This is a genomic window from Acinetobacter sp. YH12131 (assembly GCF_013418635.1).
GTDB lineage: Bacteria > Pseudomonadota > Gammaproteobacteria > Pseudomonadales > Moraxellaceae > Acinetobacter > Acinetobacter towneri.
In genome coordinates, this window is the sequence record NZ_VPBQ01000006.1 from 58,028 (window position 1) to 72,673 (window position 14,646).

A 14,646-nucleotide genomic window follows, 5' to 3' on the forward strand; every position below is an offset into this window, starting at 1 on the left:
ACTTATTTATATGCAGTAAATAAGTTGCTACTTATATATGAAGAATAAGCCGCTATTGGGGCCAAACTGCGAAAGCGAAGTAAGCGGCTAAGATAGCATTCATGCGTGACTGGTTTGCAAAAACTTATACAAAAATAGACAAAGAATGTGTAAAAAGCGCGCAGGATTTGTAACAAAATTCAATCTAGGTGCAAAAAGTTATTCTTGATTGTGCAAAAGTTGCAGACATATCCTGATATTGCATTGCATATAAAAATGCCTGATCAAAATCAGGCATTTTGCACTTAACATGCAACAAAAGGGCTTAAAACGCATTATGAGTTAAACCCACTGATATTAATGATGGAATAAGGTGTCGTGATATTCCGCTAAAACCAAGAGTTCCTCTTTGGTTAAATTTGGGATGATTTTATCCACCGCAATATGGACAGCTTTAATTACCGCTGCTGCGCCAATATCTGCTGCTTTACGCTTAATCATGCCCAAATCGAGGGTTTTGTTAAAGTCGCTCATAAAGTGGCGTACCGTCGCTTCTGCAAACTGTTTATATAGTTCGGTTAAAGCAGCTTTGTTCACTTCATTGCCTGCTTGAATTTCGGCATAGTTGTGTTTCAGGTTGGTCACTAAACTTGCATCGAGCGTTTCACCTACACGTGCATTGCCTGCTGCATCTTTAAAGCTACTGCGCTCAGAAAATTCAATCGATTGTTTCACGACATCATTTGGCGCTTTGCTTAATAATTGTTTTAGGAGTACTGCAACGGTAGATTTGACATAGCCCGCAAGTTTTTCGGCAGTGTCGCGTTTATCGCTGGCAGGAAAACGACGTACCAACTCGGTTAAAATGGCATCAATGATTTCTTCATTAATCATTAATGCGGTTTTGTCGCGCAGTGGGTACAGCGGCTCACTTGAATTTTTTTTCTGTTGTGCAGTTTCAATCGTATTTAATAATTCTGCAGATGGAATGAATCCAAAAAATGGCATTGTTCAACCTCAATGTTGTTATTGTCGCGCTAAACGAATAGGGCGAGGCATCCATGTTAAGTCCGATACACGGCAAGGATTAATGTCTAAACCACCACGACGTGTATAGGTTGCATATACCATCAGTTTTTCTGGTGCGAATTTTTGCCAGATGTCTGCAAACATCTGTTCCACACATTGTTCATGGAAACCATTATGCTGACGATAAGAAATAATATAAGCCAAAATACTGCGATAACAAGGTTTTTTGCCTTGATAACGGATAAAAACCGTGCCCCAGTCAGGTTGTCCTGTGACAGGACAATTGCTGCGTAATAAATGTGAGAAAAGTTGTACCTCTATATCTTCCGCTTGTTCTAAATCGAATTGCAATAAACTTGGGTCAGGATGCTGCTCTAAACGCTCAGGCGTGAGCTGATCAATACAAATACCTTCAGGTTGGCTAATTGCCAAATCATCAACCTTAAATAAAGTTAGCGTAACAGGTGCTTGTGCTGCAGCCGTTAAATCATGCTCAACAGTTTCAATGAAATTGGCTTCAGACTGAAAGCGAGTAAAGTTCATACTATTAAAGTAGAGCTTTAATGATTTTGATTCGATCAGGTTAGGTGATGAAGCAGGTAGCGTAATCCGACCAATCGCAACCTGTGGAACACCTGCGGCATTCAACCACGAAATTTCAAAAACGTGCCACCAGTCTTGCCCGAGTTGAATTCCCTCAACATCTGCATATTTTTCACGTGCAGCAGCACGTGAAATAGGGAACAAAATATCGGGTTGATATTCTGTAGGATAATTGGTGTCTTTACCAAGAAGAGATTGTTCAACACTCATTATTCACGCATTCCTGAACCACGAGAAAGTAAATGATAGGCAATACCATAAAGCACTGCACAGCATAGTGTAATCACAGATAATGAAATCGTCACGTTGACATCACTATGTCCTAAAATGCCGTAACGGAAAGCATTAACCATATACACCACAGGGTTAATTAAAGAGAGATTTTGCCAAAAAGGGCTTAAGGCACTAATGGCATAGAATACACCACCTAAATAAGTCAGTGGAGTCAGTACAAAAGTTGGAATAATAGAAATATCATCAAATGATTTGGCATAAACAGCATTAATAAAACCGCCTAATGAAAATAAAAAGGACGTAATTAATACGGTATAAATGGTAACAAACCAATTGGTAATATAAAGGTCGGTAAAGAATAGACTCATGGTGGTGACAATAATACCGACCAATACGCCACGACTAACACCACCCAAAACATAGCCCCATAAAATGGCATGCAAAGGTACAGGGCTCATGATTAGTTCTTCAATGCTTTTCTGGAATTTTGCACTAAAAAAACTTGAAGATACGTTGGCATAGCTGTTGGTAATGACTGCCATCATAATTAAGCCGGGCACAATAAATTGCATATAGCTAAAGCCGCCCATTTCACCAATACGCGAACCGACCAAATTACCAAAAATCACAAAGTACAAACTCATGGTGATGGCTGGCGGGAGCAAGGTTTGAGGCCATATGCGCATAAAACGACGAACTTCTTTATGTACTAAGGTATAGAGTGCAATCCGTAGTTGGGTAAAATTCATTGCGCAGCTCCATCTAAATTCTTTTCGACCATTTTGACAAATAACTCTTCTAGACGGTTGGACTTATTACGCATACTGCGCACGCGAATGCCTTGTGCTTCTAAAAGTTGGAATAAATCATTTAAGGTGTGAGCTTTATCCATAGTGACTTCTAGGGTCACTGCATCAATTAAGTTGAAACGTACACCAATAATATCTAGATGAATGGGTTGAATAGGTTCAGCCAAATCGAAAATAAAAGATTCTTCACTTAACTGGTTTAAGAAGTTTTTCATTGAAGTGTCTTCTTTAATCACACCACGATCAATAATCGCGATACGACGACACAACATTTCCGCTTCTTCTAAATAGTGGGTAGTGAGAATGATTGAGGTGCCTTTATCATTCATCTCTGTTAAAAAATCCCACATTGAACGACGCAGCTCAATATCTACACCTGCAGTGGGTTCATCCAAAATAAGCAGTTTCGGCTCGTGCATCATGGCACGTGCAATCATTAAACGACGTTTCATACCGCCAGACAGCATTCGCGCTTGAGTGGCACGTTTATCCCACAAACCCAGTTTTTCTAAATATTCTTCGGCACGTTGTTCGGCAATTTTTTTAGGGATACCGTAATAGCCTGCTTGTGTGACCAAAATATCAAAGGTCTTTTCAAACTGACCAAAGTTAAATTCTTGCGGTACTACCCCTAAACATTGCTTGGCTTGGGATGGTTGGGTATCTAGATTATGCCCAAAAATTTCGACAGTACCTGCAGTTTTTTTGGTAAGAGAACTGATGATGCTAATGGTTGTAGATTTACCTGCACCATTGGGTCCAAGTAGGGCATAAAACTCGCCTTCAGGAACGGTCAAATTAATTCCTTTCAGTGCTTGGAAACCATTTCGATAGGTCTTTGACACGTCCCTTAACGTCAATGCATCAGTCATGAAATTCTCACTTGAGGAATAGAGCCACTATTGTGAGCGATCTGCGCCAATAAACCAAGTAAGTTAGATGGAATTCTATGTTGCAAGTTTGGAACATTGTTTAAAGCATAAGCATAAAAATACGTAACTTATATATAGTTGCTTTACCTTCAGCAATTTTTTGTTATGATGTGCAGCGCGCGCTCATAGCTCAACTGGATAGAGTACAGGTCTCCGAAGCCTGTGGCGTGGGTTCGAGTCCCGCTGAGCGCACCAAATTAGTATATAAGCATTGAACTGTAATATAAAAAATAGTTGAAAAGTATATAAAAAATTAAGATAAACATTCGATCTTATTTGCCATAGCCTGATCACGTTTTTCAGCATATAAAACTCACATATTTTAAAACTGAAAAATCTGAGGGCAGCTTCGTGGGCTATATCGTTAAACTCATTCCAGAAAACTTATATTTTGTTCCGCATGATAATGAAATTGGTACCACGGAATTTCGCAGTAAAGCCGTCGCAGAAGGTTTGTTCTACGATTATGCTGAAGCAACAGCAATGGTGTAGCTATACAATAAAGATATGCTGCAAGATGTTGATTATGAAATTGAGTTTATTGAATAATCGTCGACTTCTTATTATTTGAAAGTATCGCCAAGTTATGCAGAAGCTAATCGCAAAGCTGGAGCTTTTAACCGCATAAAATTATGCCGTAACTGAAAATTAAATCAATTGAAATTTTGCTGTGTGAATGTGTTGAAATGTAGTGGGCTATTGCAGCAAAAAATAAGTTTCACTATATTAAAACTACAGTAGGTCATTCAATGTAATAGACGCTACGATGCAGTTGGACGGATCAATGACAGCTCGTTGAGTTTGTAACTCTTGTTCAAACAATAAAATCAGCACTAGCCTTCCAACATAAAAAAACTCGCAGCAATGCGAGTTTTTTCTGTGCTAGAATGAAAAACAAGCAAATTTACTGTGGTTTTGTAAGTTGTAAATAAAATTTTAAAAAATATGTGTTTGAATTTATTAGATAATTTAAATTTAGTTTAAAAAAATACTACATTGTCAAACAATCTAACAACTCACTTTTTTAAAAAATTTATAAGCTATGGTATAAAAAATTTCCGTCAAGAAAAAGGGAACAACAATGACGCAAATCATCGATATTAAAGTTAAAGACCAGTTTAGCCATATTTACGAAGCAAAAGCATTGCTACGTAATATCCCAGAAACTTCATTGGCAGCGGGTTTGGCACTATTTCACAAAATTGAACACATTATTGTGGAAGGTGAAGTGATTTTACCAAGCATCGAACTTTTGTTTGAAAGCCGCGAGTCTGATAGTATTTTCCGTGTGTTGGAGTAAATATTTGTGAGACTACTTTATTTTTAGAAAAGCTCATTTCGATGAGCTTTTTTGTGCGCAGGATTTTTAAAGCACACGTAAATAAAGTGCTCATTAAGTGTAAAACATATCGCTTTAAACCGTCTGATCTTCTACAAGTTGGATATTTACATCGTATTTATCAAACTCTTGAATAATTTTTTGAATGACCGCTTGCCCAATGTCATGATCGGGTTGAAAACTCAACTCTTGATTGGTTTGACTATCAAAACATTCAATTTGCAAGATTTGCCAGAGCTGGGCATCTGTACTTTGTTGAATCACCATGCGTCGCGGTTGTAAATGTGCTGAAATTTGACGCGGCAACACATTGGCAATCGCTAACTGTATTTGGCTTTCCTGATCTTTTGGGCTTAAAAAGGTAATCACCCAATTGCCAACTTTACTGAGTTGCATTGGATTGTCATAAGCATCAAACGCTAAAAAAAATGCATAATTCATCATGACCCTGTGCCTCAACAATTCTGGAAAATACTATATCGCTGATTTTTATCAGTCGGGGCTATGCCGCTAAAGTCTTAGCTTTTATAGGAATAATGGATCTAAGGTTTATATGTGTTTTTAAGGTGTTGAAAAGTAATAAAAATAAATTAATCCATATGTCCCTGAGCATGGTTTTAATTGTTAAAAAGACTTAAAACTAAGTAAAAAAATCTAAGCTTTAAGTCGGATTAAGCTTTTGCAGAGAGTGGTTGATTTGCTGCAAAATCTGATTGAGTGCTTTCGGTGGTAAACGAGTTTCTTGCAAAGAGGTAATCCATTGCATTTGGCAGAGTTTTAAGCTGCGAATATCCTGAGCTTGTAAAATTCGCTGAATCAGTTGTTTTGCCATTAATCCACAATGACGCTGCAAAGTATCCATCATGAGAAATTTTACATCTTCAAAACTCAAAGCGGTAATTTCAGGCTGTATTTCTGCTTGGGGTTCAGGTTGTTCAGCGGGCTGTTCTGTATTGATGGCAGCTGCAACACGTGCTTCTAAATATGCAGGAACTGAATTTACTTGAAGATGTTGGGTGTGGATTGGTTCTGCCAAACTTTCAGCATGCGCTTGCGGGGTGCTGCTTGCAAGTTGGCTATGAATTTCTGTGTGTAAAGTGGTAGATGATAGCTCTGGCGCTTGTTGCAGCAAAATCTCAGCCGTTTGCTCTTGGTGTCGCAATGTGTCTTGCTCAAGCGCAGCAGGGGCAATTAATTGCATATCTAATAGCTGTTCAATCAATTCAGGTGGTGCAAGACGCTGCTTGAACTGATCTCCGAGTAAATCAAAATCTTCAGTACCAATCAGTACCAATAAACGACGTTGACGTGCATTTAAATCACGTGTGCGCTGTTGTAATGCATCTAGACCGAGTTGAGTTTTTTGATAATTAAACATGAGCCTTAATTTATTTCCCCAATAAATTAAGGCAAAGCATAGACTTTGAAAATTACAATAATATGAATAATTTATGACAGGTAAATGCAATAAGATTCACTTGAAACATTTATAAAGTCAAAATACTGGTATTTTCGAGCGCCTTGCGTAAGTAAGGGTCTAAATCTTCTTGTCTTAATAACCATTGCACATAATCGGCAGGAAGGTCAGCAATTGCCGTACCACGATGTTTACCAAAATTGATAATTTGTGGAATACGTGCTTCTTCTGAGGCAGTGTAGAGTTCTTCAATACTTTGAATTTGTAATTGATGAACTTCGTGCATCAAAATATTGGCCGTTAAAATAATATCCATATCGGCACGATGCGCTTTTTTAATCATATCACGCGCTTTTTCGCTGCCTTTGGTAATCATATAAATTAAAGCTGAAATATTGTGTGCTTCAGCATTCGGCCATACACGACGTGCAAGTGCTAAAGTGCAAATGGCTTTAATTTTAGAAGTATCCACACCACATTTTTCTAAAGCGCGAATATCGTAATCAATATTATGCCCAATAATATAGGTGGTTTCGGCAGGTAATTCGAAACTACTGTAATACGGTTGATCAATTAAATCCGATTCTAAAATATGATGCACCGCCATCGCTGCGAATGAAATAGGCTCATCAACTTGATACAACTGATCGAAAATTTTACTTTTATCTAGACTGATTTTGCCATCTTGAATTTGAATGGGGGCGTAGGCAATCTCAATGGGTTGTCCATTTAAAGTATGGGTTTCTGTGTCGAGAATAATAGCCTGCATGTCCTGATTCGCTTGCGTCATTCAATAAAAATGCAATCTAACATTAGCCGCTGCGTATGACAAATTGAATTGAAATTTAATAGACAACTGTATATGTGATCAATTTACTGATTTTTAACGTAAGTATTTAATTTTAAATAAAATACACTTGCATATTAATTATCCAAATCTTGCCTAATACGGTAAAGAAGCGTACAAATAAAGATTGCGAAGGATGCAATCAATAAGAATATGAAGATAAGGGTAAACAAATGAAAAAAATATGGTTAAGTGTGGCTTTGGCTAGTAGCAGTTTGTTTTTAACCGCCTGTAATGATGATCATGACGATACGAATGTGGGGGTTATTGATGATGGGATTCCGAAATATAATATTAGTCAGCCATTAGTCGTGACGCCTGAAAACTATGCATTGTCTGATATGACAGCAGTGACTGGGCAAAGTGTCAAAATGACCTATAGGATGTTAGGCGTAAATGGAAGTGAAGTACAAGCGACTTCTTTGTTATTTACACCTAAAACAACGCCACCAATCACAGGTTGGCCTATTGTGGTTTGGGCGCATGGTACAACAGGTGTAGCAGATAAGTGTGCTCCAAGTAAAACAGCATTAAATCTACATGTTGAAGACATGATTAATAAGCTGTTAGCTGCAGGCTATGTGGTAGTCGCACCAGATTATGAGGGTTTAGGTGAGCCAAGTTCAAATGAAGCTCATCCTTTCTTAAACTTGCAGAGCGCTGCATTTTCAATTACAGATGCAGTGGTTGCAGCGCGTAATTATTTGGGTAATCAAGCCGCTAAAAAATGGGTAACTGTGGGGCATTCACAAGGTGGACATGCTGCATTAGGGGCTGCGCAGTATGCATCACGTGTTCAGTTGGATTATAAAGGTACGATTGCGATCGCACCTGCTTCTAATTTAGCTGCAATTTTGACTGTGGGAGAACAGAGAGCTGCTCAACTAACAAATTTAGAAGACAAAATTAATACCTTAGCTATGTTGGATACTTATACCGCATTGATTACGGCGGGGCTAAGAAATAAAAATCCTAGTCTAAGTTATCAGCAAGTATTTAAATCTCCAACTGATGGGATTGCAGCACTTGCAGACACGGAATGTTCAGATGTTTTAGGTGCAACACTAGGGGCAGCAATGGGGCAATATGCTGCAGGAAATAAGTGGAGTATCGATGGATATCCGCGGACGCAACCGAATTTCTTAAGCTTGCCAGATGTGAGTCAATTTTTATCGAAAGATTCACAACCATTACAAGTCAAAGTTAATCAGCCAGTTATTATTTACCAAGGTGGGGCTGATGCGGTAGTACCTAAAGATGCAACAGATTTATTATTGAGTGGTCCAGCAGCTAAGCAATCGAATATTCAATACCATGTAGATATGACTTGGAACCATAGTACTGTGTATGAGAAGAATTTGGATGAGATTGTTAAAGATGTGCAATCGTTAATGCCTATTCAATAAGTCATTGAATTACGATAAAGATTGATTTGACCTGAAATAGCTCGTGTTTTATCTGAAACATGAGCTATTTTTATGTAAAACTGAGCAAAGTTCATTCTATCAGTTCACAAACTTTATGCTACAATACGCGCCAATCTTAGCACGGCTTAAAAGCCCTAAATTAATAGGACCTCGCTAATGTTTGCCAATATTTCTATTGCCGAATTTGATCCAGAATTAGCTCAAGCGATCACCAATGAAGATGCGCGCCAAGAAGCTCATATTGAGTTAATTGCTTCTGAAAACTACTGCTCACCTGCAGTAATGGAAGCTCAAGGTTCAAAACTTACCAATAAATATGCAGAAGGCTACCCAGGCAAACGCTACTACGGCGGTTGCGAATACGTAGATATTATTGAACAACTGGCGATTGACCGTGCTAAAGAACTCTTTGGTGCAGATTATGCTAACGTTCAACCACACGCTGGTTCACAAGCAAACTCTGCAGTTTACTTAGCTTTACTTAACCCAGGCGATACTGTGTTAGGTATGAGCTTGGCACATGGTGGTCACTTGACTCACGGTGCAAAAGTAAGCTTTTCAGGTAAAACATATAACGCTATCCAATATGGTTTAAACCCAGAAACTGGCGAAATTGATTACGAAGAAGTTGAGCGTTTAGCGCTTGAACACAAACCACGCATGATTGTTGCGGGTTTCTCTGCGTATAGCCAAATTGTAGATTGGCAGCGTTTCCGCGACATCGCAGACAAAGTTGGTGCTTATTTATTTGTAGATATGGCACACGTAGCAGGTCTAGTGGCTGCTGGTGTATATCCGAACCCTGTGCAAATTGCTGACGTAACGACTACTACTACACACAAAACATTGCGTGGTCCACGTTCTGGTCTAATTCTTGCGAAAGCAAACGAAGAGATCGAGAAAAAATTACAATCTGCTGTGTTCCCTGGTAACCAAGGTGGTCCATTGGTACACGCAGTTGCAGCAAAAGCAATTTGTTTTAAAGAAGCAATGGCGCCTGAATACAAAGCGTATCAACAACAAGTTGTTAAAAATGCGCAAGCGATGGCTGAAGTTCTTATTGAACGTGGTTATGATGTAGTATCTGGTGGTACGAAAAACCACTTGTTCTTGCTTTCTTTAATCAAGCAAGATATTACAGGTAAAGATGCAGATGCATGGTTAGGTGCTGCGCACATTACTGTAAACAAAAACTCTGTACCGAACGATCCACGTTCTCCATTTGTAACTTCTGGTATCCGTATCGGTACTCCAGCGGTAACTACACGTGGTTTTGGTGAAGCAGAAGTACGTGATCTTGCAGGTTGGATTGCAGACATTCTTGACAGCAAAGGTGACGAAGCTGTAATTAATACTGTAAAAGCAAAAGTTGAAGCTGTTTGCGCGAAATTCCCAGTTTACGCAAAATAAGCACAGCCTTGAGAAAAGCCCTTATTAGAGAATATAGTAAATTCTATGTAATACTCTGAGTGACTGACTGAAAGTCCTTTGAATACTATATTTCAGAGGACTTTTCACTATTACATACTGTGTAATGGTGTGTGTAAAAATCAGAGGCGCTAATTAAAGTGTCTTGCAGGATCAGAGGCAGTATTATTTTGCTAACCGCTTATAAAGTTATAAGAGCACAACTGAGAACTTAGGCATCATCATACTAGCTGCAACTCATTTCTGGGCAAAAGCCAGTCTCATCAAATCTTTTTCACTTGTATGTTTAGTAACAAAATTTGAGGAACCGCGCAAAACGATTCCTCAAAATACCATAGCTATCTCGGCTCATCTTGAGATTAACGATTGAATCTGCTGGCGAACATCACGGCCTTGCCCGTCTTGTTCAACAGCCATAATGAAAAGACATTTCTCATTGCTTAGTTCTGCCCATTTATCACCGATAGCACGTTTTTCCGCTGAGTCGTCATTAGTTACATAAGCTTCTCCTTTGTACTCGACAACTAGCATGCGACCATCGTTAAGCTCACATACAAAGTCTGGGTAAAACTTGCTATGAGCCAGTGGCAGCCAAAATGAAGCTTGATCTCGGCGTACAAGGTTGCGAATCCAGTGTTTTACTTCTGGTAGGCCGTCTATTGCTATGGCACATTCATATTCCTCCCCTGTAGCTTTTAAATCCTCAATAAGGTTCTGCGGAAAGTAATGCTTCTGGAATTTATAGCGACCAGAATAGTAAGGTGGACGAGATGGGTAGTGGCTCGGCTCGAAGTTGTACATGAACTCATCGGATACACACGCTGTACTTTCAGCACTGAACAAGCACGCTTGATATCCAGCTTGCTGAGCTTGCTTTCGGTATAAACGGATAAGATCTCGTATAGCACGTGCCAATGGAAATTTGTTGCGAACCAAAGCTGTAAGGGACAAGTTAGGATTTTGAAGCAAATTTTTGACTAGACGGCCCAAGAAGCCAACAAGTTGATGCTGTAGGACATCTGGCTGTCTCAGCTCCCTGTCTAGCCATCGAACGAGATCTTGCTCTGTTACGTCAACAAAGCCTTGGTTGAAAGCGATGATTTCCTTTTGATCGGCAACCTTATAAGTGAGAGACTTACCGTCCATGTCAATAGCAAAACTATTGCTAGTCTCGTTCATTACAAAGTTGGTCAACTCTGCTGAGTAGTCGAGCAGATTCCAGCTATGTGCGTGAAGAAAAACTTCTGATTCAACAAGCTCCAACTCGCCTTGTTCCATCATGCACAGATAAGGAAGTGAGCCGAATTTTTCCCCACGTTCTGAAGGTGCCTTCATAGCTTCAATAGCCTGATTATGCACTCGAATATCACGTTCAAAGGCTTCACGCTTTTTACCCGCTTTTACGTGCTTCGTTAGCGCTTTTTGTATGCTTGGTGAAACTTCGCCTGACACTTTGACCACTGCGGTGTCAGTTTGCTCATCACGAGTCATCGTGATCTGCTTCTTCTCTGACTCAGAAAGCTCTGTTAGATCTGGTAAATCTTCAACCTCTACAACAATAGCAGGAGGTGGTGTCGGTTTTACTTGAGTTTGCTCCTGCTCACCACCGAATAGATCCCCTTGACCCCCCGTCGGAGCTTGCTCACGTAAAAATGCTGCGATCTCCATTTCCTCAAAACCCATAGCGATGAGCTTATCCGTCAGCTCTTGAGCTGCTTTTGCAAACTTCGACGTCGCAAGATGCGCATAAGCACGGTTCAAATCTTCAATGGTTCGACGGCGGGCGTAAGGCATACGCAGTACACGGCCAAGTAACTGTTCAGCATCTTTACTAGACGACACTTGCTTCACCGAACAGAATACGTAGGCAAAAGCGCAATCCCAACCTTCTTTCAGGGCTTCGATAGTGATGATGTATTCGACCGGGCAATTTTGTTCGAACAGGTTAATTCCATCTAGCTCTCGCTGGCTACCTGTTGCGACCGCAATCTTATCTTCATCAATGTTAAGCTGATTTATAAGATGATCTCTAAGTAACTCGACAGTCACCTCGCCATTTTTGTTTTCAGCTTGGAACAAGGCTATGGGGCGGATGTAGTCTTCGTCTTTTTGAGCATCCGTCTGAAGTTTGTTACGAGTGATCACAGCATCCTGAACAGCATCTTGCCAATTCTGATGTTCCGTCAAAACAATCGGCAATTTAATCATCTCTTCGGCTTTCAGTTCGGAAGCTGAAACATGAAACAGAACGTTACTACCGTTTGCGCTAGTGGTGTTTGGTGTAGCGGTAAATTCAATGACAGCGGCAGGATGGACTCGTCTCAACGTATCAAAGGTTAAGCTGGTACGAGCATTATGAGCTTCATCCACGATCACAACTGGCCGATATAGGGCCAATAGGTTGGCAAAAGAGAATTTGATATTACCAATTTCACGACTGCTCAAACCGTTCTCTTGTACATCAGCCTCAGAAACCCTCTCCAGCAACGGCAAGGAAGGGTGGTTTGCAGGAATCTTGGCAAAGTGCGGCTCAAAGTTTTCGTGATAAGCGTAAACTTTGCGTCCAGAGGTGTCGGAAACTCTCAAGTTAGCTAAAGTCGATACCACTACAATCGCCTTGCTACCTAAGTCTTGTGGACGTATTTGAGTCACTTCATCAATATCGAGCACCAGAACTTGTCGATTGAAAGCAGCATCAAGCTTTTCACGATAAGGGTGACCTGGTGTTTTCAACGCTTCTACTGTTTGCTCGCGAATCGTGATGCTTGGGACTAGCCATAGAGCAATAGGAGCTTCGGTCTCTAGGTGATGACGTGCAGCAACTTCAATAGCATATGAGCCAAGAACAGTTTTACCACCGCCTGTTGGAATGCGCATACAAAAGTACGGGACTTGCTCGAAACCATAATCACGGTAAGCGTGTGAAGGGAGTTCTTGTTCTTCCAGAGCTAACTTATACGCTTCTTCAACACTGTCACTACTGAGGCAGTGAGAGAGGAAAGATTGCATCACATCAACGGCACGTTGTTGATAACCTTTTAACTTAAACATACTGTGGGTTCCTTATCAATGAGTGCCGACGTCGTATGGGATCTGCTTGAACGTGATGTTCGCTTGTTTCAAGCGAGCCTCACCCAAACGGCTTGATTCACCGTAGATCACGATGCGTTCATGTTTACCGATATCTGGTAAGTTGTTGAGTACTTTGCTTGTTAGTACATTGCCACCTGCTGGTCGGCGATCACCTAAGATACCGTTATAGAGCAAGTAGTATGCGGTATCGTTATGAACACCCAGTAATGGAGTATCGGCTTTGTTACCAAGTGGTGTTTTTGTTTCTAAATACCAGATATGCGACGCCAAGGTTGGAAACTTAATGTCGGTATTGAGGCAGCCATATTCGTCGAATACAGCTTCACCCAGCTTATAGAATCTGAATCCGCCACCACCTTGCCAGTTATTGCTCTCAGACACACCAACCTGTTGTCCATCTACAACCTGCTTTAATCTACTTTGGCAATGTGTTTGTGCGTGTTCACCAATCTCCACGCCAATGAATTTACGCCCCATTTTATGAGCTACGGCAGCAGTAGTTCCTGAGCCAAGAAAAGAGTCTAGAACTAAGTCCCCCTTATTGGTGGCTATATGAAGGATACGTTCTAACAGTCTTTCAGGTTTTGGTGTGTCAAACGCATTTTTTTTGCCAAAGATTGCATGAATTTCTTTTTTGGACTCATCAGTGTGTCCAACTTCATCACTAGGCCACCAAGTCCAGGGGGTTACACCTTCAACCTCTGACAGGTATCTAATGACGTTTGGCTGACTGTCTCCCTTTTTTCCAAAATAAATACGACCTTCTGCCAGCAATTTCTTAAAAGTAGCTTCTGCCAATCCCCAGCAACGTCCTTCTGGTGGGTAATGTACTTTGCCGCTTGGAGCTGTAATTGGATAGAATTGCTCAGCTGTTGCGTGCCCTGCTTGTGCAGTCATTGGTATTCCACGCCAGCGGCCCTTAGGGTCATTGTTGGGGTTTTTATAAACTTTTGCTTGTTCTTCGGTTAGTGGAACTTTATTTCTTAGTTGCTTGAACAGTTGCGGCTTTTTGGCATAAACAAAAATGTACTCATGGACATCCCCAATCGCTTCACGATTTTCTCGCGAATATCGCTTTTGCCATACATTCGAAGCAATGAAGTTACTGCGACCAAAAAGCTCGTCGCAAATTACTTTAAGATAATGAGATTCCCTGTCATCGCAAGAAATCCAAATGGAACCATTATCTGCCAGTAACTCCCATAGCAACTCAAGCCTTGGGTAAATAAGAGTCAACCATAGACTATGTTCCAAATTATCATCGTAGTGCTCAAATGCGCTACCAATGTTATAAGGAGGGTCGATGTAAATGCACTTGATCTTTCCTGCGTAATGAGGAATTAGAGATTTTAATGCCTCTAGGTTATCTCCTTGAATTATTAAATTCTCATTATCTTCGCAGCCATAAGATAGTTCAGGTATTTCTTCCAAGAGCCTGTAAGTGCATTTTTTAGACATTGTTATAGCTTCGTCTTTGTTAAGCCAGTTCAAAATTGGCATCTTAGATCC

General features: G+C 40.3%; 13 protein-coding genes and 1 tRNA gene. 5 read left to right on the plus strand and 9 right to left on the minus strand.

Annotation, left to right across the window (positions count from 1 at the left end):
• Positions 1-336: 336 nt before the first annotated feature.
• Genes FTU66_RS06360 through FTU66_RS06375 form a run of 4 tightly spaced genes read right to left on the minus strand, consistent with a single transcriptional unit; the run spans position 337 to position 3,526 of the window.
• The gene (locus FTU66_RS06360; protein WP_070152374.1) at positions 337-987 is read right to left on the minus strand and encodes a hypothetical protein; all 651 of its coding nucleotides are present in this window, start codon (positions 985-987) and stop codon (positions 337-339) included.
• Between the two features lie 18 nt (positions 988-1,005).
• On the minus strand, positions 1,006-1,821 hold the full coding sequence (queF, locus tag FTU66_RS06365; protein ID WP_004972810.1) for an NADPH-dependent 7-cyano-7-deazaguanine reductase QueF: 816 nt from the start codon (positions 1,819-1,821) through the stop codon (positions 1,006-1,008).
• Positions 1,821-2,594, minus strand: a complete 774-nt coding sequence (locus tag FTU66_RS06370; protein WP_096902393.1) for an ABC transporter permease — start codon at positions 2,592-2,594, stop codon at positions 1,821-1,823. The genes queF and FTU66_RS06370 overlap by 1 nt, the downstream gene beginning before the upstream one ends.
• The gene (locus FTU66_RS06375) at positions 2,591-3,526 is read right to left on the minus strand and encodes an ABC transporter ATP-binding protein (protein ID WP_154320519.1); all 936 of its coding nucleotides are present in this window, start codon (positions 3,524-3,526) and stop codon (positions 2,591-2,593) included. Before FTU66_RS06375 ends, FTU66_RS06370 begins: the two co-directional genes overlap by 4 nt.
• Before the next feature lie 179 nt (positions 3,527-3,705).
• Here FTU66_RS06375 and FTU66_RS06380 point away from each other — a divergent pair.
• From FTU66_RS06380 to FTU66_RS06390, 3 genes are all read left to right on the plus strand, one after another.
• Positions 3,706-3,781, plus strand: a tRNA-Arg gene (locus FTU66_RS06380).
• Positions 3,782-3,937: 156 nt separating this feature from the next.
• Positions 3,938-4,078: a hypothetical protein gene (locus FTU66_RS06385; protein ID WP_180112493.1), complete on the plus strand. Its 141-nt coding sequence runs from the start codon at positions 3,938-3,940 to the stop codon at positions 4,076-4,078.
• A 589-nt stretch (positions 4,079-4,667) separates the two neighbouring features.
• Positions 4,668-4,886 carry a hypothetical protein gene (locus tag FTU66_RS06390; RefSeq protein WP_004972907.1) on the plus strand — a complete coding sequence of 73 codons (219 nt, stop codon included), beginning with the start codon at positions 4,668-4,670 and terminating at the stop codon, positions 4,884-4,886.
• Between the two features lie 114 nt (positions 4,887-5,000).
• Here FTU66_RS06390 and FTU66_RS06395 read toward each other — a convergent pair whose 3' ends face one another.
• From FTU66_RS06395 to FTU66_RS06405, 3 genes are all read right to left on the minus strand, one after another.
• A complete protein-coding gene (locus tag FTU66_RS06395) occupies positions 5,001-5,369 on the minus strand; it encodes a hypothetical protein (protein ID WP_180112494.1) in 369 nt (122 codons plus the stop codon).
• Positions 5,370-5,586: 217 nt separating this feature from the next.
• Positions 5,587-6,303 carry a hypothetical protein gene (locus tag FTU66_RS06400; protein WP_180112495.1) on the minus strand — a complete coding sequence of 239 codons (717 nt, stop codon included), beginning with the start codon at positions 6,301-6,303 and terminating at the stop codon, positions 5,587-5,589.
• Between the two features lie 109 nt (positions 6,304-6,412).
• Positions 6,413-7,111, minus strand: a complete 699-nt coding sequence (locus FTU66_RS06405; protein ID WP_180112524.1) for an exonuclease domain-containing protein — start codon at positions 7,109-7,111, stop codon at positions 6,413-6,415.
• Between the two features lie 251 nt (positions 7,112-7,362).
• Between FTU66_RS06405 and FTU66_RS06410 the strand changes: the two genes are divergently transcribed.
• Together FTU66_RS06410 and glyA are read left to right on the plus strand one after the other, a co-directional pair.
• Positions 7,363-8,595, plus strand: coding sequence for an alpha/beta fold hydrolase (locus FTU66_RS06410; protein WP_180112496.1), 1,233 nt, complete (start codon positions 7,363-7,365; stop codon positions 8,593-8,595).
• A gap of 177 nt (positions 8,596-8,772) precedes the next feature.
• Positions 8,773-10,026 carry a serine hydroxymethyltransferase gene (glyA, locus tag FTU66_RS06415; protein ID WP_019836649.1) on the plus strand — a complete coding sequence of 418 codons (1,254 nt, stop codon included), beginning with the start codon at positions 8,773-8,775 and terminating at the stop codon, positions 10,024-10,026.
• A gap of 366 nt (positions 10,027-10,392) precedes the next feature.
• On the opposite strand, the gene FTU66_RS06420 is transcribed toward glyA, so the two are convergent.
• Both FTU66_RS06420 and FTU66_RS06425 read right to left on the minus strand, forming a co-directional pair.
• The gene (locus FTU66_RS06420) at positions 10,393-13,095 is read right to left on the minus strand and encodes a DEAD/DEAH box helicase (protein WP_180112497.1); all 2,703 of its coding nucleotides are present in this window, start codon (positions 13,093-13,095) and stop codon (positions 10,393-10,395) included.
• A 15-nt stretch (positions 13,096-13,110) separates the two neighbouring features.
• Positions 13,111-14,637, minus strand: a complete 1,527-nt coding sequence (locus FTU66_RS06425) for a site-specific DNA-methyltransferase (RefSeq protein WP_180112498.1) — start codon at positions 14,635-14,637, stop codon at positions 13,111-13,113.
• Positions 14,638-14,646: the final 9 nt, after the last annotated feature.